General features: G+C 63.0%; 22 protein-coding genes. 6 read left to right on the forward strand and 16 right to left on the reverse strand.

What is annotated here, in order from left to right:
• Position 1: 1 nt before the first annotated feature.
• The 5 genes from JG746_RS28975 to JG746_RS28995 form a co-directional block, all read right to left on the reverse strand.
• Entirely contained in the window at positions 2–1,138 is a 1,137-nt protein-coding gene (locus JG746_RS28975) for a TrbI/VirB10 family protein (protein ID WP_202355839.1), read from the reverse strand.
• A complete protein-coding gene (trbG, locus tag JG746_RS28980; protein WP_244730521.1) occupies positions 1,135–2,199 on the reverse strand; it encodes a P-type conjugative transfer protein TrbG in 1,065 nt (354 codons plus the stop codon). Before trbG ends, JG746_RS28975 begins: the two co-directional genes overlap by 4 nt.
• Entirely contained in the window at positions 2,196–2,885 is a 690-nt protein-coding gene (gene trbF / locus JG746_RS28985; RefSeq protein ID WP_202355840.1) for a conjugal transfer protein TrbF, read from the reverse strand. Before trbF ends, trbG begins: the two co-directional genes overlap by 4 nt.
• Complete coding sequence (locus JG746_RS28990) at positions 2,882–4,108, reverse strand: type IV secretion system protein (RefSeq protein WP_202355841.1); 1,227 nt, start codon at positions 4,106–4,108, stop codon at positions 2,882–2,884. The genes trbF and JG746_RS28990 overlap by 4 nt, the downstream gene beginning before the upstream one ends.
• A gap of 339 nt (positions 4,109–4,447) precedes the next feature.
• Positions 4,448–5,410 carry an ArdC family protein gene (locus tag JG746_RS28995; RefSeq protein ID WP_202355842.1) on the reverse strand — a complete coding sequence of 321 codons (963 nt, stop codon included), beginning with the start codon at positions 5,408–5,410 and terminating at the stop codon, positions 4,448–4,450.
• Between the two features lie 496 nt (positions 5,411–5,906).
• Between JG746_RS28995 and JG746_RS29000 the strand changes: the two genes are divergently transcribed.
• Together JG746_RS29000 and JG746_RS29005 are read left to right on the forward strand one after the other, a co-directional pair.
• Entirely contained in the window at positions 5,907–6,167 is a 261-nt protein-coding gene (locus tag JG746_RS29000; RefSeq protein WP_027042622.1) for a helix-turn-helix transcriptional regulator, read from the forward strand.
• A 425-nt stretch (positions 6,168–6,592) separates the two neighbouring features.
• Complete coding sequence (locus tag JG746_RS29005; RefSeq protein ID WP_202355843.1) at positions 6,593–6,862, forward strand: helix-turn-helix domain-containing protein; 270 nt, start codon at positions 6,593–6,595, stop codon at positions 6,860–6,862.
• A gap of 235 nt (positions 6,863–7,097) precedes the next feature.
• Here JG746_RS29005 and JG746_RS29010 read toward each other — a convergent pair whose 3' ends face one another.
• The 6 genes from JG746_RS29010 to JG746_RS29035 all read right to left on the reverse strand — a co-directional run bounded on the left by JG746_RS29010 (position 7,098) and on the right by JG746_RS29035 (position 13,320).
• Positions 7,098–8,354 carry a tyrosine-type recombinase/integrase gene (locus JG746_RS29010; RefSeq protein ID WP_202355844.1) on the reverse strand — a complete coding sequence of 419 codons (1,257 nt, stop codon included), beginning with the start codon at positions 8,352–8,354 and terminating at the stop codon, positions 7,098–7,100.
• Positions 8,355–8,647: 293 nt separating this feature from the next.
• A complete protein-coding gene (gene guaA, locus JG746_RS29015; protein ID WP_202355845.1) occupies positions 8,648–10,210 on the reverse strand; it encodes a glutamine-hydrolyzing GMP synthase in 1,563 nt (520 codons plus the stop codon).
• A 55-nt stretch (positions 10,211–10,265) separates the two neighbouring features.
• On the reverse strand, positions 10,266–10,931 hold the full coding sequence (locus tag JG746_RS29020; protein WP_202355846.1) for a 5'-methylthioadenosine/S-adenosylhomocysteine nucleosidase: 666 nt from the start codon (positions 10,929–10,931) through the stop codon (positions 10,266–10,268).
• Positions 10,931–11,389, reverse strand: coding sequence for a PaaI family thioesterase (locus JG746_RS29025; RefSeq protein ID WP_023686843.1), 459 nt, complete (start codon positions 11,387–11,389; stop codon positions 10,931–10,933). The genes JG746_RS29020 and JG746_RS29025 overlap by 1 nt, the downstream gene beginning before the upstream one ends.
• 96 nt (positions 11,390–11,485) lie before the next feature.
• Entirely contained in the window at positions 11,486–11,956 is a 471-nt protein-coding gene (locus JG746_RS29030; protein WP_244730522.1) for a TspO/MBR family protein, read from the reverse strand.
• A 74-nt stretch (positions 11,957–12,030) separates the two neighbouring features.
• On the reverse strand, positions 12,031–13,320 hold the full coding sequence (locus JG746_RS29035) for an RsmB/NOP family class I SAM-dependent RNA methyltransferase (RefSeq protein WP_202355847.1): 1,290 nt from the start codon (positions 13,318–13,320) through the stop codon (positions 12,031–12,033).
• Positions 13,321–13,622: 302 nt separating this feature from the next.
• On the opposite strand from JG746_RS29035, the gene JG746_RS29040 reads away from it, so the two are divergent.
• Entirely contained in the window at positions 13,623–14,300 is a 678-nt protein-coding gene (locus JG746_RS29040) for an MIP family channel protein (RefSeq protein WP_202355848.1), read from the forward strand.
• A 72-nt stretch (positions 14,301–14,372) separates the two neighbouring features.
• Here JG746_RS29040 and katG read toward each other — a convergent pair whose 3' ends face one another.
• Positions 14,373–16,571, reverse strand: coding sequence for a catalase/peroxidase HPI (gene katG, locus JG746_RS29045; protein ID WP_202355849.1), 2,199 nt, complete (start codon positions 16,569–16,571; stop codon positions 14,373–14,375).
• A 153-nt stretch (positions 16,572–16,724) separates the two neighbouring features.
• On the opposite strand from katG, the gene JG746_RS29050 reads away from it, so the two are divergent.
• The gene (locus JG746_RS29050; protein WP_202355850.1) at positions 16,725–17,633 is read left to right on the forward strand and encodes a hydrogen peroxide-inducible genes activator; all 909 of its coding nucleotides are present in this window, start codon (positions 16,725–16,727) and stop codon (positions 17,631–17,633) included.
• A gap of 9 nt (positions 17,634–17,642) precedes the next feature.
• Here the strand turns inward: JG746_RS29050 and JG746_RS29055 are convergent, their stop codons facing one another.
• The 4 genes from JG746_RS29055 to JG746_RS29070 are packed head-to-tail and all read right to left on the reverse strand — an operon-like array spanning position 17,643 to position 21,343.
• Positions 17,643–18,395: an amino acid ABC transporter ATP-binding protein gene (locus JG746_RS29055; protein WP_202359520.1), complete on the reverse strand. Its 753-nt coding sequence runs from the start codon at positions 18,393–18,395 to the stop codon at positions 17,643–17,645.
• A gap of 50 nt (positions 18,396–18,445) precedes the next feature.
• Positions 18,446–19,387 (reverse strand): amino acid ABC transporter permease, encoded by a 942-nt coding sequence (locus tag JG746_RS29060; protein WP_202355851.1) that lies wholly within the window; start codon positions 19,385–19,387, stop codon positions 18,446–18,448.
• Between the two features lie 57 nt (positions 19,388–19,444).
• The gene (locus JG746_RS29065; protein WP_202355852.1) at positions 19,445–20,302 is read right to left on the reverse strand and encodes an ABC transporter substrate-binding protein; all 858 of its coding nucleotides are present in this window, start codon (positions 20,300–20,302) and stop codon (positions 19,445–19,447) included.
• 27 nt (positions 20,303–20,329) lie between these two features.
• The gene (locus tag JG746_RS29070) at positions 20,330–21,343 is read right to left on the reverse strand and encodes an isopenicillin N synthase family dioxygenase (RefSeq protein WP_202355853.1); all 1,014 of its coding nucleotides are present in this window, start codon (positions 21,341–21,343) and stop codon (positions 20,330–20,332) included.
• A gap of 103 nt (positions 21,344–21,446) precedes the next feature.
• On the opposite strand from JG746_RS29070, the gene JG746_RS29075 reads away from it, so the two are divergent.
• Positions 21,447–22,391 (forward strand): nucleoside hydrolase, encoded by a 945-nt coding sequence (locus JG746_RS29075; protein ID WP_202355854.1) that lies wholly within the window; start codon positions 21,447–21,449, stop codon positions 22,389–22,391.
• A 103-nt stretch (positions 22,392–22,494) separates the two neighbouring features.
• Positions 22,495–23,169, forward strand: a complete 675-nt coding sequence (locus JG746_RS29080) for a TetR/AcrR family transcriptional regulator (protein ID WP_202355855.1) — start codon at positions 22,495–22,497, stop codon at positions 23,167–23,169.
• Positions 23,170–23,206 lie beyond the last annotated feature (37 nt).

A 23,206-nucleotide genomic window follows, 5' to 3' on the forward strand; every position in this document is an offset into this window, starting at 1 on the left:
GTCAACTTCCGTATGGTTCGAGCGCAAGATCGCGGGTAACGAGGACACGCAGGGGAAACCCAGGTCGGATCGTAATCGTTGGCGCGATGGCGAGTTGCTGCTGAACCACCTGTTGGCCTACCAGGTTAAGGCTGTTGGAAGCGCCGTCGCGAAGAGCCCGCACGATATCGCCTTCCTGGTCGGACGAACCCGCCTGCGCGCCGACGCTCAGAACGGTCGACAAAGCCGCGGCCTTGAACAACTCAGCCCAGTGATAGTCGACTTCGTCCGCCAGGCCGGCATAGCCCTGAGGATCCGTGCCAGGTTGACGCTCCAGAACTATGGAACGTCCGTCGGGAAAGATCAGCCTGTTCCAGACCAGCAGCACGCGACTCTGACCCGAACCAATTCCGTTATCGTACTGCCCGACAATACGAGTGCCTTGTGGGATGAGCAGAAAGCGGCCGGTGGGACTATCATAGACATTTTCGGTTACCTGAGCGCTGATCTGGCCGGGCAGATCCGACCGGATACCCGTAATGAGCGCGGCCGGGATCACGGCGCCGGCCTGGAGCATATAGGGGGACGCCGGAGGCGTGACGTGATCCGGGGCCACGGTCCGCCGATCAGCGGCGGCGGACAGGAAGGAGAGCTGGCGATCCTGCGCAGTTGGCTGACCGACCTGACTGACAAGGTCGTTGGCGGCAGGGGCGGACGCTTCAGCGGTCCTGGTGTCGCCTTGCCCTGTCTGGAAGAAGACGCGCGAGGTTCTTGCGGCCTCCTCCTCAGCCCGCCGGCGCTGCTCGGCTTCGTCAATCACGGGGCTTGCGATCGACGGCGGGACGGCCGCCTGTCCCTGGTTCTGGGCATCGAGGATCGGTCTGGCGAGATCGCCAGGCAGCGGCGGCCCAAGGACCGGGCTGGTATAGTCGCGCGGCAGGCTTGCCAGCCCGTCAGCGGGCGGCCGGTTGGATGTAGGGTAGAGCTCTTCACCCTGCTTGATCGTACTCGCGTCCCGCAGAGCGTAAATCAGCGCGCCCCCGATACCAAGCGAGGCCACGAAGCCGATGCCTGCGAGCATCTTGCGCGACAGACGCGTCACGCGCGGCGGGTCGGCACGAAGGCGCATGGGTTCCACGGGCGTGTCCTTCTCGTTCATGGCTGCGTCGCTCCGCTGTGCGTTGAGTTCGGCACCTTGGACGCGACGCTGTCACCAAGCCTCCGCCAGAATCCATCGGTTCTTCGTCCGTCGGTGCGGACGATCCTTACCGTCTGCTGCCGCTTGCCGGCGCCAAGACGCAGTTCTGCCGCACCAAAAAGGCGGTCGACAATCAGGACGTTTTGATAGACGCGGCTGTTGGCGATTTCAGCCTCGCCGTCCGGGCCGATGACGAAAATCGGCGGCAGCTCGCCTTGCACGATGCCACGCGGAAACTCGACATAAACCTTGCGGCCGTCGTCAAAGGCGCTCACTGGCTTCCAGGGCGGGCTGTCGCCGGTGAGGCCGTAGCGATAGTTGCGCATAGCAACGTCTGGTATGACCGGTGTTGGCGCGGCGGCCTGAAGGGTTGCCGCTTTCTGAGCCGGATAGGACCACGCAACAGCGGGCATGTACGGCTTCGCGCCTGCGCGCAGCTCAAGCATATAGCTGCGCCGATCCGTGGCGATGATGAGGTTCGTTGTGATGTCCGCCCGCGAGGGTTTCACCAGGACGTGGACGCGCCGGGCAATGCCGGACCCGCTTTCGGTATCGCCGATGATCCAGCGCGCGGTATCGCCCGCCGCGATCGGACCGTCTCCTGTCAGGCTCTCGCCCGGCTCAAGCGCGATGTCCGTTATCTGGCCGGGCGCGGCGTAGACCTGGTAGAGCGCTCCTTCGCTCCACGGATAGATTTGAATGGCGTTGTAGTAGCCTTCCCGGCGCGGTTCCACGCGCGCTGCAGCGTTTGCGTTCTCGACACGGGCGGCCGGCGTTTCGCCAATGGCGCCGCCTTGCGCGGGCGCCCAGCCCGGTGGCAGGCGAAGGGGTTTCGGCCCTTGGTCGGTCGCGGCGACCGGTGCCGGCGGCAAAGGCGGAACATAGGTATCGTAGCTGATCTTCGGCGGCTTCTTCGGCTGAGTGGCGCAACCGGCAAGCAGCGTCGTCCCCGAGACCAGCATGGCCGACAGCAGGCATCCTGAGAAAATCGTCTCGGCAGCAAGGCGCGATTTCGGGCTCATTGGCTCATCTCCCGCGACCAGTTGATGGCGTTGACGTAAATTCCGAGCGGATTGGCCCGCAGCCGTTCGGCGTCGCTCGGCATCTGCGTCACGATAGTCAGGATCGCGGTCCAGCGCTCGGTGCCGGAAAGCTTGCCGTTTTCGTAGCGACGCTCGATCCAGGCGACACGAAAGGAGCCCGGCGAAGCCCGGATGACCGAAGAAATCTCGATGGCGACCTGCTGCTTGCCGATCCTGGAGAATGGATCGTTGGCGCGAGCATAGTCGTTGAGCGCCGCAGCGCCCTGGTCGGTCGTCCAATCATAGGCGCGCATCCAATCCTGGCGCAGGATTATCGGGTCATCGGGAATAGACCGCACCTGCTCGATAAAGCGGGCGAGATGCCACGCAATCTGCGGATCAGTTGGCTTGTAGTCGGCGATCGCCGGCGCTACGGCCTCGGCTTCGCCCAAACGATCGACTTGAACCACCCAGGGCACGACTGTGCCACTGCCCAACTGCCAGACAAGGGAGGTGGCAAGGCCTGCCGACAGGACCAGCGACCCGAACGCCATGACGCGCCAGTTCCGCGCCTGCAGGCGGGCGGAGCCGATGCGTTCATCCCAGATCTGCTCCGCCTTTTGATACGGTGTTTCCGGTCGAGGGGTCTTGCCGTAGTGAACGGCGGGGCGCCTGAAGATATTCATTTTGGTCGTTCGCCTTCAGAAAGAGAAATCGAAGCGCCGCCACCATGGCTGTCGCCGGCGCCCACCGCGTGGGCGGCGGTCTGGGCGCCGTTAGCGAGGCGCTGAGAGCGTTGCAGGCGTCTGGCCCATTCGGGCTGTGCCTGAGTGCTAGAGGGCTTGCCCACGCCGGACGCAGGAGCCACGGCTGACGACGCGGCGCCTCCGGTCGTTCCCATGGTCGACGAATCGCCGGTGATTTCGGTGGTCGAACCGGCGCCTGCTGCGAAGCTTGACTTAAGCGATTGACCAGTGTTTGCGGCGGCCCGCTTGAGAGGGGAGACTGCCGCCGAAGCGCCAGCGCGCGCAATGCCGCCCAGGCCGGAGGCGATGCCTGCCGCGCCAGCCTGGCCGGCAGCGCCACGCCCATAGGCAGCCGACGCGCCGCCAGCGAGCGACGTGGCGCCACGCGCGGCCGACAGCGTGCCCGAGAATGCGGCTGTCCCACCGCGCGCCGCCAGGCCGGCTGCGCCATAGCCCGCAACCGCCATGCCGCCCGCGGCAAGGCCAGTGCCGACGGCCGCGCCGGCGCCAAGCTGCGGTCCACCCGCGACGAGGCCGTTGGCGATGCCGGGACCGAAGATGCCGAGGCCAAGCAGGGACAGCGCCGCCAGCACGATCGCCATGGCCTGGTCGATGGTGGGGTTCTCGCCGCCGAAGCCTTGTGTGAATTGGCCGAAGAGCGTCGATCCAATGCCGATGACGACGGCAAGCACCAGAACCTTGATGCCGGACGAGATGACGTTGCCGAGCACGCGTTCGGCCATGAAAGCAGTCTTGCCGAAGAGACCGAAGGGGATCAGCACGAAGCCGGCCAGCGTCGGTGCGTGTTCGACGTTTTCGGCAAGCGAGATCTCTTCGGCGAGGATTGGCCCGGACGGATCGCCCACGACACAGGGAACAGATGCGGTCTTGGCAAACCGCTTCTGTTTCACAAGCATCTCGAGCGCGCGGTAGCGGCGCCCTCCGGCGGGGATCTCGAACATTCCGGTCTCCTCGCCGCCGGCATCGAGCACGGGACGAACATGAATGCTCTGGATGAGACCGCGGCGGGCGATCGAGGCCGCGAGTTCCTCTATCGAGACGCCGGCCTTGATACGTCTGACATTGGTCTGGGCAAGCACCAGCTTGTTGAATGGAATGTCGCGCGAAGGCGACAGGGTGATCTTCTGAACGGCGTTGGCCATCGAGGTTTCTCCGCGACGGGCGTCGAGAGCCTCTCTCTCGGTCCTGAACCCGTCACAAAGCCCCTCCAACCCTCTCCCTCTCCTGCCACCACGATCTAGCACGCCGTTGGTCGACAGCCGAGCCGGCAGGGCGCGCACGCTTGGAAAGGCTTGTGGCCGTGAACGCGGTTTCCCCATGAACCGATAATGAGAGGCGATGGATGAAACGCGGCTAGCGCTTGATCCCTATGCCGAACGGCAGAGCCGCCGGGTGCAATTCCGATTCGGAACCCTGCGAGTTCAAGACCTTCCGGCCGGTGGTCGACGGGACCGCGCTTGCACTGTTCCGGTTAACGAAGGTTATGCTGCCCTTCTATCATTGCCTTCGCCCGCCTCGATGGACGTTTCGACCTCTTCCGGCAGGTGGCCAAGAAGCCACTCCGCCGCCTTGCTGGCCTGGCTGGCGGCACGAACGATGGCACGATTGTCCTCGCGCAGAACCTCTAGCCATGAGCCGATATAGTCCGCATGCCGAACAGTGGGCACGATGCCCATGGCCGCGCAGCAGAAGGCCGCGTTGATCTCTGCCACGAGTTCCTCGAACGCATATTTTCTGGAGGCGGTAGAGCCGGAGAATTTGCGATCCAGTCGTGAACTGTGACCAGTGGCATGTCCGAGTTCATGCAAAGCTGTCCGATGCCAATTGATCGGCTCGAAGTAAGCTTGGGGCGGAGGCACCTGGATGTAATCGTGGGCAGGCACATAGAACGCTCTGTCGCCGCCAATACGGAAGTCGATACCGGTGGCCTTGATCAGCGCCTCGACCCGCGGTTCGATCGGGCTTGCCGCCGACAGCGGGGCCGAAGCTGCGACTTCGTCAGGTAGCCCTTCACATTGCTCGATGTTGAAAACGGTGAAGCGCTTGAGGAACGGTATGGCTTGAGCATCCTCGCCCGTCTCGCGAGCGCGCTTCTTCTCGTGATCCGGGACAAAACGATCGGCATAGACGACATTTGTCCCGTGCTCTCCTCTGCGGACGTTCCCGCCGAGCGCGAACGCCTGTCGATAGGTTATCCAATTCTGCGTTGGGAACCCGTGTTCGACGACAGCACCCCATAGGATAAGCACGTTGATCCCGCTGTACGCGCGATGCGTGCTGGCATTCTGCGGCAGGGAGAGCGACGCTTTTGTCGCGGACGTCCCCCATGGCTGAACCCAAGGAAAACGACCCGCTTCCAGCTCGGCAATTATCTTGCAGGTAATCTCGTCGTAGAGGTTCGACCGGTCGGCGACAGGATGAGTTCGATTGGTCCGGACAGACATTGCGGTTCTCCGCGACGGGCGCCGAAGGCCTCTCCTTCCGCTTTCAACCCGTCGCGAAAAACCCGCCCTTCCTCTGACTCTCCGTCGGGAGAGCCCCTGCTCTCCCGACCAATGTGAAAAAGGGCGTACAAGGCGGAAGCACCGAAATGTCCGTCAGCGGGAATAAGTCAGTTCGGTGCTGGAGCAGGTTCGTGGCCCTGAGACCGGTTCAAACAGGGCGGCCGAAGGAGCATCAGCATAGCGCCGCCGTGAGGCGGGATGCGGGACCGACCGCCCCCGGCGAAGGGCGCCATATGAAACTTTGCTCGCTAATGTAACCGCAGAGCAGGAAGCGATCCGCCGCGCATGACGCCTGTGGTCGATCCGGGCCACAGCTAATCCTCACCTGCCGATATTTACGAAATGACCGCCCTGCATACGCTTGCCGGCTTTCGCCATTTCCTTCCCTGAAGACCATCAGCTTCAATCGTCTGCTTAGCGATGGAGGAATGGCGCCATGACTGGTCCCGGGAAAAGTGCAACAAAGCGGACGATCCGCCGCAAGGAGCTGCGCGAAATCGTACCTCTGGCCGACAGCACAATCTATGAAATGGAACAACGCGGGCAATTTCCTCGACGCTTCGCTCTCACCCCTCGGTGCGTGGTATGGGATCTGGCCGAAGTAGAAGCCTGGCTGCAAGCTCGCAGGGCAGTTCCGATCCCCCGAGCGAGTCCTCCTGATGTGCGTCTACGGAAAACCTCTCCTGTCAGAGCGTGAGATCGGGCACAAATACCGTAAACTTAGGGGACGATCGCGACGGCGCGGTGTCGATGATCAATCCGTTCCGGCATATCTGCCGCTGCGGCGGACGCATGGAGCCGCAAAGTCCACTGGCAAATCCAACGCCCTAGTGAAGGGGCTTCAGGTAGGCGTCCATGACACCAGATTGAGCGGTCGCGAACGTCGAAGCTGCTAACCCGAGAATCGGGACATCTGTGATAACCATCCACCCCGCCGAAGATCACTGATGGTCACGTCGGCACAATCACGCCGGCGGCATGATGGCGATGATGATCAGGAGCAAAGAGCTTGCTGCTCGGCATGATGCCGTCTGATGTCACGGTCATCAGACCCTCGAAAACAGCCATTATATAAGCTATTTTCCTCACAAAAGCTCGAAACAGCTAATTTGTGAGGCGAAAATGATCGACCTGAACGATCTTGGCAATGAGATTAAGAATGCCAGAAAGCAGCGCAAGCTGACACGGGAAAAGCTCGCCGAACTTTCCGGGCTCAGCCGGGCGAGGATCGAGGCGCTCGAGAATGGCAGGCTATCCGACATGGGTTTCAAACGCGTTCTTACGCTCATGAACATTGTAGGGCTCGATTTCCGGCTGACGACCTTCAACAACAATCGCCCGACACTCGAAGACATCATGGAGGAAGATGATGCTGCGCGTTTGGGTAGGTAGCAGAAGCCAGTCGGCGGCCTGGACGATGGTCCGTCGGCCCAAATCCCGAACTGATATCGGCGGATGCCGCCTAAACGTGCTGTCTCTTAGGTGTCCTCCAGCGCGCCTAACCCTATTGTCGTCCAGCAATAATACCGGCTCCACAAAGTTTCATATTAATGCGTAGCAGGAACAACGAACTCGGCGAACCTCGGGCCAGAACATGCGTGATGCGCCATACAACCCTTATATGGAATCAAAGGGCCGGATCAGGCTCCAAGATCGGCATCGATGGCGGGATCAGCGTCGGCACATGTTTCTTGCCACCGACCCAGGCATCGACGATATCCGACCATTCCTGCATCATGTGGCGGCGTTGCACCTCATATTCGGCCTTGTTGTAGACACCTCGCGATGAGCGCCCGTCCTCATGGGCCAAGCATTTCTCGATCCAATCGCTGTTGAAGCCAAGCTCATTCAACAGGGTCGAGCCCGTTCGCCGCAGGTCATGAACTGTAAACGGCTCGAGAGGCAGTCCGTTCGCCTTCGCCCGTTCAACGACTGCGTAGGTGATCCGATTAAACGTGGCGCGCGACATCGGGGCGTCCGCATCGTACCGCGATGGAAGAAGGTATCTGGAATTTCCCGCACAGGTCTTCAGGGCAATCATGATGTCGAGCGCTTGGCGTGACAGGTAGACGTTGTGCGCCTTTGATCGCTTCATGCGCTCCTTCGGGATCGTCCAGACAGCATTCTCGAAATCGACCTCGTCCCACACCGCGTCCTGCAACTCGCTCTTGCGCACCATGGTGAGCAGATAAAGCCGCATTCCCAAACGGATCGTGGGAATTGTGGCAACGTGCTCCAGTTGCTTCAGCATCACGCGAATTTCTGAGGGCGAAAGCGAGCGGTCCTTCGGCACGAAAGTAGCAATTGACGCGGGCCCAACCTCATCAGCCGGATTGGCCACCTTCTCCCCGTGCAAAATCGCGAAGCCGTAGATTTGCTTCAGGATGTCTCGAACGTGGATGGCGGTCGCCGGAGCGCCACGCTCAACGATAGCGCCGCAATGGGCTCGCAGGTCATCCGGCGTAATCTCCGTCAGCAAGCGATTGCGCCAGGATGGAAGAAGCTCCCGTTCGAAGATGGCGCGCCGCATGGCGCGCGTGCTGTCTGCCATCGGCGCAGCAGTGAGCCATTTCTCGCCGAATTCGCCAAAGCTCTTCGCCTCTTTCAGGCGACGCTTGTTGCGCTGCTTCTCGATCGCCGGCGATCGGCCATCGCCAATAGCGCGCTTTGCGTCAAGGCACTTTTCTCGCGCCAACGCGAGCGAGATTCCATCTCTCCCATATCTGCCTAGATAGACCGTCTCGCGGCGTCCATTCAGCCTGTAATCCAGCCGAAACGAGATCGCGCCACTGGGCATGACGCGGACGTACATGCCGTCACGGTCAGCAACCTTGTAGATTTTATCTTTTGGTTTCAGCGCTTTAAGAGCGATGTCCGTCAACATTCCCATTGCCTCCCGAAAAGTACCGTCAGGACAATTTAGAGGCTTCGTGACAGGAAATTCCCTTTATGTTCAATGCCTTAAGGCACAAAAAAGTACCGTCACGAGCCTCATTGACTGTGACGGTACTCAGAAAAAATCGGGTGGGCAATATGCGGAAGGTCCGTCAGGCGGTCCGTCAAAGGCAATCGCTGCGTGCCGATTGACGCTGATAGTTACTGAAAGGATTTGTTTTTGTTTTCAGTACTTTACGTCGCAGATTGGCGCATTTTCGGCGGCGTTTGAGTGGGCCTGAATCATTCCCACTCGATCGTACCAGGCGGCTTCGACGTTACGTCGTAGACGACGCGGTTGATGCCGCGGACCTCGTTGATGATGCGGGTAGCGGCGGCGCCCAGGAAGGCCATGTCGTAGTGGTAGAAATCCGCCGTCATGCCGTCGACCGAAGTGACGGCGCGCAGCGCGCAGACGAATTCGTAAGTGCGGCCGTCGCCCATCACGCCGACTGTCTGTACAGGCAAGAGCACGGCGAAGGCCTGCCAGATGGCGTCATAGAGGCCGGCCTTGCGGATCTCGTCGAGATAGATGGCGTCGGCCTCGCGCAGGATCTCGAGCTTCTCGCGGGTGATGCCGCCCGGGCAGCGTATGGCGAGACCCGGACCCGGGAACGGATGGCGGCCGATAAAGCTTTCAGGCAGGCCGAGCTCCTTGCCGAGCGCCCGCACCTCGTCCTTGAACAGTTCGCGCAGCGGTTCGACCAACTGCATGTTCATGCGCTCGGGCAGGCCGCCGACATTGTGGTGCGACTTGATGGTTACCGACGGACCGCCGGTGAAGGAGACGCTTTCGATCACGTCGGGATAGAGCGTGCCCTGTGCCAGGAAGTCGGCGCCACCGAGTTTCTTGGCCTCTTCCTCGAACACTTCGATGAACAGACGGCCGATGGTCTTGCGCTTCTTCTCCGGGTCAACCTCGCCTTCCAACGCCGAGATGAATTTTTCCGAGGCATCGACCAGGATCAGCGGCAGATTGTAGTGCTGGCGGAACATTGCCACGACGCCGGCCGCCTCATCCTTGCGCATCAGGCCATGGTCGACGAGGATGCAGGTGAGTTGGTCGCCGACCGCCTCATGGATCAAAAGTGCCGCGACCGAGGAATCCACGCCCCCCGACAGCGCGCAGATGACCTTGCCCTTGCCGACCTGCTTGCGGATCGCCTCGACCGCGTGCTCGCGGTAGGCGCGCATCGTCCAGTCGCCCTCGATGCCGGCGATGTTGTGGACGAAATTCCTGAGCAGCCTGGCGCCGTCGGGCGTGTGCACCACCTCGGGGTGGAACATGATGCCGTACATCTTGCGCTCGACATTGCCGAAAATGGCGAAGGGCGAGCTTTCCGACTTGCCGAAAACCTGAAAACCCGGCGGCAGGGCGATGACGCGGTCGCCATGGCTCATCCAGACCTGATGGCGCTGGCCGGTGGCCCACAGGCCGTCGAACAGCGGACTGTCCTTCTCGATCTCGACGAAAGCGCGGCCGAACTCGCGGTGGTTGGAGCTTTCGGCGACACCACCCATCTGCACGCACATGGCCATCTGGCCGTAGCAGATGCCGAGCACCGGCACGCCGGCATCGAAGACGATCTGCGGCGCGCGCGGGCTGCCGATATCCGATGTCGAGGCCGGACCACCCGACAGGATGACGGCTTTGGGATTGATGCGCTTGAAGGCGGCTTCGGCCGATTGGAACGGCACGATCTCGGAAAACACGCCGGCCTCACGGATGCGGCGGGCGATGAGCTGCGTAAACTGGCTGCCGAAATCGACAATCAGGACGGTGTCGGGATGATTGGCTGTTTTCATGGCGAGCGTTTAGAGAAAGAAATGAGTCGACGCAATGGGTTGAGTAGCCTGACTTTCAGACTGGCCTGGGTTGGTCATTGGACGGAGCGGTCCGCAGCAGGCCCGAGCCGATCGCCTGTTCGAGGCGCATGACGGCGCCGGCCAGCCTTTCATCGATGACATGGAGATATTCGGTCCAGTCGCCGACATGCCTGAGATCGGCGGCGCCGTCGGAAATGCCGCGCAGCCCGATCAGGGGCACATCGAACAGCTGGCAGGCGCGCAGGCAGGCAAAGGTTTCCATGTCGACCATGTCGGCCGCAATCGCATCATAGGCCGCGCCGGTGATGACGGCGCCGCCGGTCGACAGCGTGGCCTGCTTGATTTCGGGGATGCGAAATGGCAGCGGCACGGTGACCGGCAGGTCGAGAAACGGCGTCGCGCCTTTCTCGAAACCCAGGGGCGAAGCATCGATGTCGCGATAGCTGACAGCGACGGCTTGATAGATTTCCGTCTGTTCCAGGGTCCGGCTGCCGGCTGAGCCGATCGAGACGATGAGGTCCGGCAGCGCCTTTTCCGACTTCAGCCAGGAGAGTTCGGCGCCGAGCCGGACACCGGCTTCGACCGGTCCGACACCCGTCATCAGCGGCGTGAACAGTTTTTGCAGATGCGGGCCATATTCGGCGTGCGCCGCCATGACGAAGAGGACATCCTTGCCGCCAATTCGAGTCGTGTTTGCCATCAGCCAGCAATCCCATCCCGGCCAACAACCGTCATCATCGTGCCCGTCATGGTGGCGATGAGCTTGGCCTCGCCATCGGCGGCGAAGGCATAGGCTTGGCCGTCGGCGACGATGATGGTGCGGCCGGGCTTGGTCACCGAGCCCCGGAACAGGAACCGCTCGCCCCTGCCCGGCGCCAGGAGGTTCACCTTGAATTCGATGGTCAGCACGCCGGAATTCTCCGGCATCAGCGAGAAGGCCGCGTAGCCGCAGGCCGAGTCCAGCGCCGTCGAGATAACGCCGGCGTGCAGGAAACCGTGCTGCTGGGTCAGCGCCGCCGAATAGGGCATCTCGATCTCGATGATGCCGGGCGTCACCAGCGTCAGTTCGGCGCCGATGGTCGCCATCGCCTGCTGGCGCGCGAAGGACGCCCTGACGCGATCCTCATAGTCCGGAGCCGGTACGATCTTTGCTGCCATCGCAATTGCCTTCAGTTTTGCCGGGAAAGCTTATCGCAGAGGCACGGGCGGCAGGCAAATGCTTTTGCTGCACTGCAACAAAACGACATTGGGGTCCTAGTTCAGCAGGAGAAGCGAAGCGTTGAGCACGGTGGCGAAGGCTACCCATGCCGCGTAAGGCACGAACAGCCAGCCGGAAAGCCTGTCACGGTTCCAGACGCTGGCGATGAACGCTACGATGCTGGCAAGAAGAAGCATGATGACGACCAAGGCGGATCCCATCATCTTCGCGCCGAAGAAGGTTGGCGACCACACGAAATTCAGCACGAGCTGCACGCCCCAGATCTGCATCGCCTTACCCGTCGGCTCGCGCACCCAAGTCCGCCAGCCGGCCACCGCGATCAGCACATAGAGCAGTGTCCATGCAGGCGCGAAGACCCAGTTGGGCGGATTGAAGGGCGGCTTGACCAGCGATGCATACCAGGCGCCCGGCAACGTTGCGTAGCCGATCAGCAGGCCTCCACCGAGCACCAGGACAAGGAAAAGCAACAGCGACAGCGACAGCGACAGCGACAGATATTTCTTCAAGAATCCCACCCCATAGCGGCACGGCGCCGCGCAACTGCAACTGGGGCACGATCGCTGCCTGTCAACGGCAGCGGTCAACGCGCCTTGCGCATGGCGCAGAAATAGAACCCGTCCGTGCCGCTCAGTGCCGGGGACAGCGATATATCTCCGCCAGCGCCGATCCGCACGGCCGCCTCATGACCCGGAAAATGGCGATCCCACAACGCGCGGTGTTCGACCGGAGCAAAGCCGCTGCTGCGCTTGCGGAACGCCGCGATCTGCTCGCCATTCTCCTCGTCGAAAACCGAACAGGTGATGTAGACCAGCAGGCCGCCGGGTTTGACATAGGCTTGTGCCGCATCGAGGATCGCCGACTGCTCACCCTTGCGGGCGTCGAGCTGCCTTTGCGTCAGTCGCCATTTGGCATCGGGACGGCGGCGCCAGGTGCCGCTGCCGGTGCAGGGCGCGTCGACCAGCACGATGTCCATGTGATTGGCCAGCGGAGCGAGTTCGGCCGGCTTGGTGACGACCTGCACATTGCGGTTTTCGGAGCGGCGGATGCGGTCGAAGATCGGCGCGAGGCGGGCCTTTTCGGCATCATGGGCGAAGATCTGGCCGCGATTGTCCATCGCGGCCGACAGCGCCAGCGTCTTGCCACCGGCGCCGGCGCAGAAGTCGAGCACCTGCATGCCGGCCTCGGCGCCGGCAAGTGTCGCCGCTATTTGCGAGCCCTCGTCCTGGACTTCGAACCAGCCTTTCTGGAAGGCCGGCTCGGCCTGCACGTTCGGATGCCTGCCGTCGCCGTCGATGGGCGGAATGCGAATGCCGAGCGGCGCGATCCGCGCGGGCTGCGCGCCCGTATCGGCCAGTTCCTTGAGCACCTTGGCACGATCGGCCTGCAGCGTGTTGACCCTGATGTCGAGCGGCGGGCGGGTCGCAAGTGCCGCCCCCTCGCCGACCCATGCCTCGCCAAAAGCCCGTTCGAAAAGCGGTTCGCACCAGTCGGGGATGTCGGCGCGCACCGCGGGCGGCGCGTCGGCAAGACGGCGACCGGCGACCGTTTGCAGTTCGGTGGCGCTGAGCAGCGGCGGCGCGAACTTGTCGCCGTCGAGCGTGTCGTTGAGCGACTGCGCCGTCTGGCCCCATTCGAGCAGCAATGCACCGAAGCCGATAGCGCGTGGCGTGTCCTCGCCGAGCAGCCAGCCGGCCGAGCGCTTGTGGCGCAGCGCGTCATAGACGATGTTGCCGATGGCCGCGCGATCGCCGCCGCCGGCGAAGCGATGCGACAGGCCCCAATCCTTCAGCGCATCGGCCACCGGCCGGTGACGCCGGCCAATGTCCTCCAGCACTTCGATGGCCGCAGCCAGCCGTCCGCCCAGTCGCATCGGTCATTCCATCAAATCGAGATCTATCGCCTGCTCTTAGAGCCTTTCGCTTCCGGATTGAACCCCGCTCCATCCAGCGACGAAGAGGCAGCCTGAAATCTGTCCGATCCATAAATATCGCGGGCTGGCGACAGCACATCGATCAATAGATGCAAGGTCTCTAATGTTCGTAACTGGCGAACGCAAGCACGGCCTGTGGCGCAACCGCTCTGCTTTCCAAGTTTTTCCGTTGGGAATACTCTTCACACCATGATTCGCGGCGTGGAAAACGCGGACCGGCGGATCGCTACGAGGAGAGGGCAATGAAAACTTATCTGGCGGAAGTTCTAGGCACATTTCTGTTGGTGTTCATCGGCACGGCGTCGGTGGTGACGGGCGGCTTCGGCGGCGCGCTGCCGCTCGGCCAGGAAGGTATTGGTCTGGCATTCGGCATCGGCCTCATCGCAGCAGCCTATGCGATCGGCCCGATTTCGGGCGCGCATCTCAATCCGGCGGTGACGCTCGGCGTCTTCCTTGCCGGACGGCTGCCGGCCAAGGACGTCATCCCCTATTGGATCGCCCAGATCATCGGCGCCATCCTGGCTTCGCTGGCGCTGTGGGTCATCGTTTCCGGCCAGGCCGGCGGTCACACCACCGGCTTCGGCGCCAATGGCTGGGACGAAACGAAATGGGGCATGAGTTCGGCCTTCCTGTGGGAGCTGATCGGCACCTTCACCTTCGTCACGGTGATCCTGGGCGTGACCGCTGAAAAGCACTCGACGGCGTTTGCCGGCCTGGTCATCGGCCTGACACTGGCGGGCATTCACTTCGCCATGATCCCGGTCACCGGCACCTCGGTCAATCCGGCCCGCTCCATCGGCCCGGCGCTGTTCACCGGCGGTGCAGCACTCAGCCAGCTCTGGCTGTTCATCGTCGCCCCGCTGATCGGCGGCGCCATCGCCGGCGTCGTCGCCAAGGCACGCATCTTCGAGAAGGACTGACCTCGAAAGCCTGAACGAAAAAGGCGCGGGCCACGGTCCGCGCCTTTTTTATTGGATAGAGCTTTGTCTGGATCAGCCGGCGATGTCGAAACGGTCGGCGTTCATCACCTTGGTCCAGGCCACGACGAAGTCTTTCGCGAACTTCGCCTTGGCGTCCGCCGTCGCATAGACTTCGGCCAGCGCGCGCAGCTGCGAGTGCGAGCCGAAGATCAGGTCGGCACGGGTGCCGGTCCATTTGACTTCGCCGGTCTTGCGGTCGCGGCCTTCGAACACGTCCTTGGCATCCGACGTCGCCTTCCACTCCGTGCCCATGTCGAGCAGGTTGACGAAGAAGTCGTTGCTCAGCGTTTCCGGCTGTTTGGTGAACACGCCGTGCTTCGACTGCCCGGCATTGGCGCCCAGAACGCGCAGGCCACCGACGAGGACGGTCAATTCCGGCGCCGTCAGCGTCAGCAACTGCGCCCGGTCGACCAGCGCCTCCTCGACGGTCAGCCGCTGCTTGCCGCTCACATAGTTACGGAAGCCGTCAACAGTCGGCTCCAGCGGCGCGAAGGAGTGGATGTCGGTCTGCTCCTGCGAGGCGTCCATGCGGCCTGGCCAGAACGGAACGTCGACGCTGTGGCCGGCGGCCTTTGCGGCCTTCTCGATTGCCGCGTTGCCGCCGAGAACGATCAGGTCGGCAAGCGAGACCTTCTTGCTGCCGGTCTGCGAAGCGTTGAAGTCCTTGGCGATCGCCTCGAGCTTGCCGAGAACCTTGGCGAGCTCGGCCGGCTGGTTGACGGCCCAGTCCTTCTGCGGGCTGAGGCGGATGCGCGCGCCATTAGCGCCGCCGCGCTTGTCGGAACCACGGAAGGTCGAGGCCGAAGCCCACGCCGTCGAAACCAGCTGCGACACGGACAGGCCGGAAGCCAGGATCTTGGCCTTGAGCGCTTCGGCATCCTGCTCGTCGATCAGCACATGGTCGACCGCCGGGATGATGTCCTGCCAGGGCAGCTCTTCCTTGGGAACCAACGGGCCGAGATAGCGGGCGACCGGGCCCATGTCGCGATGGGTCAGCTTGTACCAGGCGCGGGCGAAAGCGTCGGCGAACTGATCCGGATTCTCATGGAAGCGCTTCGAGATCGTTGCGTAGGAGGGATCGAAACGCAGCGCGAGGTCGGTGGTCAGCATGGCTGGAGCGTGGCGCTTGGCCGCGTTGTGTGCGTCCGGCACCGTGCCGGCGCCGGCGCCACCCTTCGGCGTCCACTGATGCGCGCCTGCCGGGCTCTTGGTCAGTTCCCAATCGAAGCCGAACAGATTGTCGAAGAAGTTGTTGCTCCATTTGGTCGGCGTCGTCGTCCAGACGACTTCCAGACCGCTGCCAATGGCGTCACCGCCCTTGCCGGTGCCGAATTTGCTCGCCCAGCCAAGGCCCTGCTGCTCGATATCGGCGCCTTCCGGCTCGACACCGACAAGGCTCGCATCGCCCGCACCATGGGTCTTGCCGAACGTATGGCCACCGGCGATGAGGGCTACCGTCTCCTCGTCGTTCATCGCCATGCGCGCGAATGTGTCCCTGATGTCGCGTGCCGCGGCCAGCGGATCCGGATTGCCGTTCGGCCCTTCCGGGTTGACGTAGATCAGGCCCATCTGCACGGCGCCGAGCGGGTTCTGCAGGTCACGGTCGCCGCTGTAGCGCTCGTCGGCCAGCCACTTGCCTTCGGGGCCCCAATAGACGTCCTGCTCGGGCTCCCAGACATCGGCGCGGCCGCCGGCGAAACCGAAGGTCTTGAAGCCCATCGATTCCAGCGCGACGTTGCCGGTGAGGATCAGAAGGTCGGCCCAGGAGATCTTGCGGCCATATTTCTGCTTGATCGGCCACAAGAGCCGGCGTGCCTTGTCGAGGTTGACGTTGTCAGGCCAGCTGTTCAGCGGCGCGAAACGCTGCTGGCCGGCCCCGGCGCCGCCACGGCCGTCGGCTATGCGGTATGTGCCGGCGCTGTGCCACGCCATGCGGATGAACAGCGGCCCGTAATGGCCGAAATCGGCCGGCCACCATTCCTGCGAATCCGTCATCAGCGCATGCAAGTCCTTGATGACGGCGTCGAGGTCGAGACTCTTGAATTCCTCGGCATAGTCGAACGCTTCGCCCATCGGGTCGGACAGGGACGACTGCTGGTGCAGGATCTGGACGTTCAGCTGGTTCGGCCACCAGTCACGGTTGGTCCTGCCAACGGCTCCGTGCGCGACCGGGCATTTGCCCGCGCTTTTGTCATCGGTGTTCGCGTCCATCTTCAGTCTCCGATTTTGCCGAGGTTTGATTTGATTTTTTGCCAGGATTTTGGGGCCGGCCAGCGACCGCACCAATCTGGAATGATTCCAGACTAGGCCGCATTGTTGATAAAAACAAATTGCCTTTCCTGTTCATTTCGATAGGATTTTCTTATGATAGGATTGACAGTTCGCCAGATGCATTATTTCGAGGCGCTGGCGCAGACGCTGCATTTCGGGCGTGCGGCAAAACTGGCCGGTGTCAGCCAGCCGGCGCTGTCCTCGCAGATCGCGGAGATGGAACAGAGGCTGAACTGCCGGCTGTTCGAACGTGGCGGCAAATCGGTGCGCATGACCGACGAAGCGATCGCGCTTTTGCCGCGCATCGAACGCATCCTGGCCGACATACGCGATGTCGAAACGACGGCCAGGCGCGGCCGCACCGCCATGGAAGGGCGCTTCCGGCTGGGCATCATTCCGACCGTCGCGCCCTATCTCCTGCCGCGCGCCCTGCCCGGGCTGAAACAGCATTTCCCGGCCTTGCTGCTCGAATTGCGCGAGGCGGTCACCGCCTCGCTGGTCGACGACATCGCCTCGCGCAAGCTCGACGCTTTCATCGCGGCCCTTCCGCTCGACCATCCCGGCCTGGTCACCGAGGCACTGTTTCCCGACCGGTTCTTCCTTGCCGTGCCGGCCGGCGATCCGGCCTTCGCCTCGCCGCCGGTTCCGCCCGAAAGTCCGGCGCTGGAACGGCTGATGCTGCTGGAGGAAGGCCATTGCCTGCGCGAACAGGCGCTCGCCGTCTGCGGCAATGTGCGGCCGGTGGCCATGGCCAGCTACGGCGCCACCAGCCTTACCACGCTCCTGCAGATGGTGGCGCATGGGCTCGGCGTCACGCTCATCCCGGAAATGGCGACCGGGCCCGCCGGCACCATCCCCGACCTCAAGATCGTGCCCTTCCAGGAGCCGATGCCGCAGCGCATGATCTGCCTCGCCTGGCGGCGGAACAGTGCAAGGCATGGCGAATGCGTCGAACTCGCCAAGATCATCCGCGGGCTGGGCGCGGCAATGCTGGCAGCTTGAAGCCAAGCATCAGAGAACCCGGGACAGGAACTCGCGGGTGCGCGGCGATTGCGGGTTGGCGATCATCTCGCGCGGCGATCCGCGTTCGACGATCACACCGCCATCCATGAAGACCAGCTGATCGCCGATCTCGCGGGCAAAGCCGATCTCGTGGGTGACGACGACCATAGTCATGCCGCTCTCCGCCAGATCGCGCATCACCTGCAGCACCTCGCCGACCAGTTCCGGGTCGAGTGCCGATGTCGGCTCGTCGAACAAAAGCACCTTCGGCTTCATCGCCATGGCGCGTGCGATCGCCACGCGCTGCTGCTGGCCGCCGGACAGTTCGCGGGGATAGCGGTCGACCTTGTCGGCGAGCCCAACGCGGCGCAGCAGGACTTCCGCCTCGGCCTTGGCCTGGTCGACCGGGGTGCGCCGCACCTGCGTCGGCGCCTCGATCAGGTTCTCCATCACCGTCATGTGCGAGAACAGGTTGAACGACTGGAACAGCATGCCGATCTCGGCCCGGCGCTGACACAGGAGATCGTCCTTGACCTCGTAGAGCTTGTCGCCCTGGAGGTCGTAGCCGACGAACTGGCTGTCCACCAACAGGATGCCGCCGCTCAGTTTTTCCAGATGGTTGATGCAGCGCAGGAACGTGCTCTTGCCGGATCCTGATGGGCCGATGATGCAGGCCACCGAGCCTTCGGGCACGTCGAAGTCGACGCCCTTGAGAACCTCGAGCGACCCATAGGTTTTGCGCACGCCGCGTGCGAACACCATGGAATCGGCCGGCACGCCGAAGCGGCCGCGATTTTCGGACTTCACATCGCTCATCGGGCAACGCCGCGCAGGCTGATCAGATTGCGCAAGGCGCGCATCGTCACGGGTTCGCGGCGCGTGTCGCTGCGGCCGAAATGGCGCTCCAGGAAATGCTGCCCCACCGACATGATGCTGACCACGGCGAGGTACCAGAAGGCGACCACGATCAGGAGCGGGATCGTCTCGAAGGTGCGCGCATAGATGCTTTGCGCGGTATAGAACAGGTCATCGACCGCAATGAAGGTCACCAGCGACGTCATCTTCAAGAGGTTGATCGCCTCGTTGCCGGTCGGCGGCAGCACGAAGCGCATGGCCTGCGGCAGGGTGATGCGCTTCAGGATCATGCGGTAGGGCATGCCGAGCGCGCTCGCCGCTTCCGACTGGCCCGAGGGCACCGACTTGATGCCGGCGCGGATGATCTCGGCCATGTAGCCGGCCTCGCACAGCGAAAGCGCGACGACCGCGGAGAAGAACGGCGTCATGAAATCATTGGTGCGCACGGAAAACAGCGTGCCCAGGAAAGGCAGGGTGAGCGAGATTTCGCGCACCAGCAGAGACAGGTTGAACCAGAAGATCAGCTGGATCAGCGCCGGGACACCCCGGAAGAACCAGACATAGACGCCCGCGAAGCCACGCAACACCGGGCTTGGCGACACACGCATGATGGCAATGACGGTGCCGACCACGATCGCCAGCAGCATGATGATGACAGTGAGCACCAGCGTGTTGCCGAGGCCGCGCATGATCGAGGGGTGAAAGAGATAACCGGCGGCCGTGCCCCAGGCGAAGGCCGGGTTGCTGGCGAAGGCGCGGATGATCAGGAAGGCCAGCAGCAAGGCGAACGCCGTGCCGATCCAGATGCCATAGCGGCGCTGCGGCACGACGGTCAGCCGTGACACGGCGGCGGCAACGCTCGGCTCGACGCCGATCTCGGTTTGGTGGGCCATGCCCATCAATGGTCTCCTGGTTGTGGCCGGCGCCTGATCCTGGACCAGGCGCCGGGGAATTTGTTATTCGGCGCGCAGTGCGTCCATGGTGCCGACGAAGTAGGGTTCCTTGATCGTGTAGGCGCCCATGCCGTACTTTTCCAGGATAGCCTTGTAGGTGCCGTTCTTGAACAGTTCGGCGAGCGCTGCCACCATCATGTCGGCGGTCTCCTTGTCGTCCTTGGCGATCGCCATGCCGAGCGGCGCGACATCGTAAAGCGTCGGCAGCACCACCAGTTGGCCCTTGCTCGTCACCTCGAAATAGCTCGAAGCGGTTGCATCGTCCATGCGGGCGTCGACACGATCCGACAGCACGGCCTGGACGATATCCGTCGAGGAGTTGAAGACTGACTTCGCGATGGCCGCCTGGCCCTTGTCGGTGCACTCCTTGCTCAGCTTGTCGACCAGGAAGTCGGAGGCGCTGCCGGCCGAGACGCCGATGCGCTTGCCGCAGAGCGGGGTGTCGCCGCTGAAGCTCGCCTTCTTGTCCGGCGACGTCGAGACGGCGAGACCCGCCTTGAGGAACATGACGAAATCGACCTGCTTCAGCCGCTCGGGCGTGGCCGAGAACGTCTCCCAGGCGATCTTGAAGCGGCCGGCGGCAAGGCCGGGGATCATCGAGGGAAACGGCGTGCGCTGCACGTCGAGCTTGGCGTCGACGAGCTTGGCCACCTCGCCGGCCAGCTCGATGATGATGCCGGTCTGCTTGCCGTCGGCATCGAGATATTCGAACGGCGCATAGTCCAGCGTGTTGGCGACGGCGAGCGTCCCGCTCTGCTTGACGTCGGAGGATTTTGGCACCTCGGCGGCCCGGGAAATCCCGCCCCAGGCCATGGTGGATATCGCCAGCGCAAGGCCGGTCATTCGCAGATATGCATTCATTGCTGTTCCCCTTTCTTTTGCTTGCCGTTATGCGCCGGCGGCTTCCGCCGCCTTCTTCTTGCGGTAGTGATAGTTCTTGTCGATGCGCTCCATCAGATAGTCGCCGTAGAGCACCGGCCCGTATTTCGGCTGCGTGCCGGCCGGCACGCAGACCGGCAGCGCCTCGATCGTCTCGTCCATGGACGGATCGAAGAAGAAAGGCTGCGAGTAGCGCTCGCGTCCCGAGCGGTTGATGACCCGGTGCGGCGTCGAGACGAACTGGTCGTTCGACCAGCGCGCCAGTATGTCGCCGACATTCATCACGAAGGAATCCGGGACCGGCGGTGCCGGAACCCAGTCGCCGGCCTTGTTCTTGACCTCGAGGCCGCCGACATTGTCCTGCGCCAGCAAGGTGATGAAGCCGTAATCGGTGTGCGGCGCCGAACCGAAGAGCCCCTCTTCCTGGGGCTGCGTCGGATAGTGCAGCAGCCGCAGGAATGTCGTCGGCTGCTCGAAATAGCGGTCGAGGCTGTCAGAGGGCAGCCCGAGCGAGAGCGCGATGGCGCGGACCATCTTGCGGGCGAGCGTGCCCATCTCCTGGACATAGCGCTCGATCGTTTCCCTGAAGCCGGCAAGCGCCGTCTCGTCCGGCCACTGGTTGGGGCCTTGCAAGGGTTTGTCGGCCAGGGCCCGAGGATCGTCGGCGCCGACCTCGTGCATGAAGAAGATCGATTCGCTCTGGTTGGGCTTGCTGACGGTGGCCACCGACGAGGTCACGATGGTCGAGCCGGCAAAGGGCAGGAAGCCTCGGAAATTCTTGTCGATCTTCAGCTTCGCCTTTTCCTCCTCGGGCAAGGCAAAGAAGCGCTTGCTGGCTTCGCGCACGGCTTCGACATCGGCGCGCGGAATGGGATGCCCGGTGACATAGAGGAAGCCGATCGTCTCGAGATAGCGGCGCAGCGTCGCCGCCGTTGCCCGGATCGCCCCCTCATCGTCGCCATAGAGCGCCGAAACGTCGAGGATCGGAATTTCGGAAAAATCGCCGCGCTCTTGTGCATCCATTTTCGAACACCCTGTCTTGAACATAAGATACAGTACTGTATTTCTACACATCCGAACGGCCTCATCAATAGGCTTTCGATCGCAAAAGGAAGAGCGCTGAAACATGGCACCACGCAAGATCATCATCGACACCGATCCGGGCCAGGACGACGCCTTCGCCATCCTCTTCGCGCTGGGCTCGCCGGCCGAACTCGACGTGGTCGGCATCACCACGGTCGGCGGCAATGTGCCGCTTGCCCTGACGTCGAAGAACGCGCTGAAGGTGGTGGAGCTTGCCGGGCGGCCCGATGTGCCGGTGCATGCCGGATGTCCGGCGCCGATGGTGCGCAAGCTGATCACGGCCGAATATGTCCACGGCGAAACCGGCCTCGACGGCGCGGACCTTCCCGAACCGGTGACGCCGCTGCAGAGCGAACACGCGGTGAATTATCTGGTGCGCACCATCATGGAAGCGCCGGAGGGCGAGTTGACCGTCTGCACGCTCGGGCCGATGACCAATCTCGCCATGGCCATGACCATGGAACCGAGGATCGTGCCGCGGCTGCGCGAAGTCGTGCTGATGGGTGGCGGCTTCTTCCAGGGCGGCAACGCCACGCCGGCCGCCGAGTTCAATATCTTCGTCGACCCGCATGCAGCGCACAAAGTGTTCGACAGCGGCGTGCCGGTGACCATGGCCGGCATAGACTGCACCTACACCGCGCTGATGACGCCCGAATGGCTCGACCGCCTGCGCGCCACCGGCAGCCGCGCAGCGATCGAGGCCGCCAATCTGGCCGACTTCTACCGCCAGTACGGCACGCACAAATTCGAAACGCCGGCGCGCCCCATCCATGATGCCTGCGTCACCGGCTATCTGCTGGCGCCGCAGATCTATGAGCAGCGCCAGTGCGCGGTGACGGTCGACATCGTCTCGCCGGAGACGATCGGCATGACCGTCGTCGACTGGTGGCATGTCACCGGCCGGCGGAAGAACTGCAACGTCCTGCGACGCATCGATCCGGCGCCGTTCTTCGAACTCATGCTGGAGCGGATCAGCGCATTGCCCTGAGCCCGGCGTTCCGCGATAGATGGGCGCTTGAAGAATCGCGAAGCGCATCGAAGCCGGCGAACGGGTTGCAGGCGTCGCATATGGCGATGAAGGTCTTGATCAGATGAAAGCGGACCCTGCCCCGGCCCGGGCCAAAAGACCGACCAAGGCCGCCCCGCCAGCGAAGCCGGCGCGGCAGACGCTCAGCCGCGAGGCCTGGATCACGGCCGCGCGCAAGGTGCTGGAGAAGCGCGGCATCGGCGAGGTCAAGATCGACCGCCTGGCGCATCAGTTCAAGGTGACGCGCGGCAGTTTCTATTTCCACTTCGCCAGCCTGGCCGACCTTCGCGACGGCCTGCTGCAGGAATGGCGAAACACCAATTGCGCGCCCTTCTGGGCGATGCGCGACATCCACGACATAGACGGCCTGCAGTTCTTCACCGACATCGTGCATGTCTGGGTCGATGAGGCGCCGTTCAGCCCGCTGCTTGATCTGGCCGTACGCGACTGGTCGCGAACGTCGAAGAAGCTGGCGCAGGAGGTCAAGGACATGGACGATCTGCGCATCGCGCTGTTGATCCGCTCCTTCCGCGCCATGGGCTATCCCGAGGACGAAAGCCTGGTCAGGGCCCGCATCACCTATTTCCACCAGATCGGCCAGTATGCGCTGTCCTTCAAGGAGGATCCGGCGGTGCGCAGGAGCTACCAGCCGCTGTTCGGCGAGGTGCTGCTCGGACCGCTCGTGCAAGAGCCAGGCTCGGCCCCACGGCCATCGGAGATGCAGAGCGGACGGCGTTAGCAAGCAATGGCGGGCTGCGGCGCGTCCATCGGACCTC

It is taken from the genome of Mesorhizobium sp. 113-3-3, assembly GCF_016756495.1.
In the GTDB taxonomy this organism is placed as follows: Bacteria; Pseudomonadota; Alphaproteobacteria; order Rhizobiales; family Rhizobiaceae; genus Mesorhizobium.

Excerpts from the sequence above, each read along its gene's own strand:
- JG746_RS28975 (WP_202355839.1), bottom strand. The coding sequence starts at position 1,138 with ATGAACGAGAAGGACACGCCCGTGGAACCCATGCGCCTTCGTGCCGAC.
- trbG (WP_244730521.1), bottom strand. The coding sequence starts at position 2,199 with ATGAGCCCGAAATCGCGCCTTGCTGCCGAGACGATTTTCTCAGGATGC.
- trbF (WP_202355840.1), bottom strand. The coding sequence starts at position 2,885 with ATGAATATCTTCAGGCGCCCCGCCGTTCACTACGGCAAGACCCCTCGA.
- JG746_RS28990 (WP_202355841.1), bottom strand. The coding sequence starts at position 4,108 with ATGGCCAACGCCGTTCAGAAGATCACCCTGTCGCCTTCGCGCGACATT.
- JG746_RS28995 (WP_202355842.1), bottom strand. The coding sequence starts at position 5,410 with ATGTCTGTCCGGACCAATCGAACTCATCCTGTCGCCGACCGGTCGAAC.
- JG746_RS29000 (WP_027042622.1), top strand. The coding sequence starts at position 5,907 with ATGACTGGTCCCGGGAAAAGTGCAACAAAGCGGACGATCCGCCGCAAG.
- JG746_RS29005 (WP_202355843.1), top strand. The coding sequence starts at position 6,593 with ATGATCGACCTGAACGATCTTGGCAATGAGATTAAGAATGCCAGAAAG.
- JG746_RS29010 (WP_202355844.1), bottom strand. The coding sequence starts at position 8,354 with ATGTTGACGGACATCGCTCTTAAAGCGCTGAAACCAAAAGATAAAATC.
- guaA (WP_202355845.1), bottom strand. The coding sequence starts at position 10,210 with ATGAAAACAGCCAATCATCCCGACACCGTCCTGATTGTCGATTTCGGC.
- JG746_RS29020 (WP_202355846.1), bottom strand. The coding sequence starts at position 10,931 with ATGGCAAACACGACTCGAATTGGCGGCAAGGATGTCCTCTTCGTCATG.
- JG746_RS29025 (WP_023686843.1), bottom strand. The coding sequence starts at position 11,389 with ATGGCAGCAAAGATCGTACCGGCTCCGGACTATGAGGATCGCGTCAGG.
- JG746_RS29035 (WP_202355847.1), bottom strand. The coding sequence starts at position 13,320 with ATGCGACTGGGCGGACGGCTGGCTGCGGCCATCGAAGTGCTGGAGGAC.
- JG746_RS29040 (WP_202355848.1), top strand. The coding sequence starts at position 13,623 with ATGAAAACTTATCTGGCGGAAGTTCTAGGCACATTTCTGTTGGTGTTC.
- katG (WP_202355849.1), bottom strand. The coding sequence starts at position 16,571 with ATGGACGCGAACACCGATGACAAAAGCGCGGGCAAATGCCCGGTCGCG.
- JG746_RS29050 (WP_202355850.1), top strand. The coding sequence starts at position 16,725 with ATGATAGGATTGACAGTTCGCCAGATGCATTATTTCGAGGCGCTGGCG.
- JG746_RS29055 (WP_202359520.1), bottom strand. The coding sequence starts at position 18,395 with ATGGTGTTCGCACGCGGCGTGCGCAAAACCTATGGGTCGCTCGAGGTT.
- JG746_RS29060 (WP_202355851.1), bottom strand. The coding sequence starts at position 19,387 with ATGGGCATGGCCCACCAAACCGAGATCGGCGTCGAGCCGAGCGTTGCC.
- JG746_RS29065 (WP_202355852.1), bottom strand. The coding sequence starts at position 20,302 with ATGAATGCATATCTGCGAATGACCGGCCTTGCGCTGGCGATATCCACC.
- JG746_RS29070 (WP_202355853.1), bottom strand. The coding sequence starts at position 21,343 with ATGGATGCACAAGAGCGCGGCGATTTTTCCGAAATTCCGATCCTCGAC.
- JG746_RS29075 (WP_202355854.1), top strand. The coding sequence starts at position 21,447 with ATGGCACCACGCAAGATCATCATCGACACCGATCCGGGCCAGGACGAC.
- JG746_RS29080 (WP_202355855.1), top strand. The coding sequence starts at position 22,495 with ATGAAAGCGGACCCTGCCCCGGCCCGGGCCAAAAGACCGACCAAGGCC.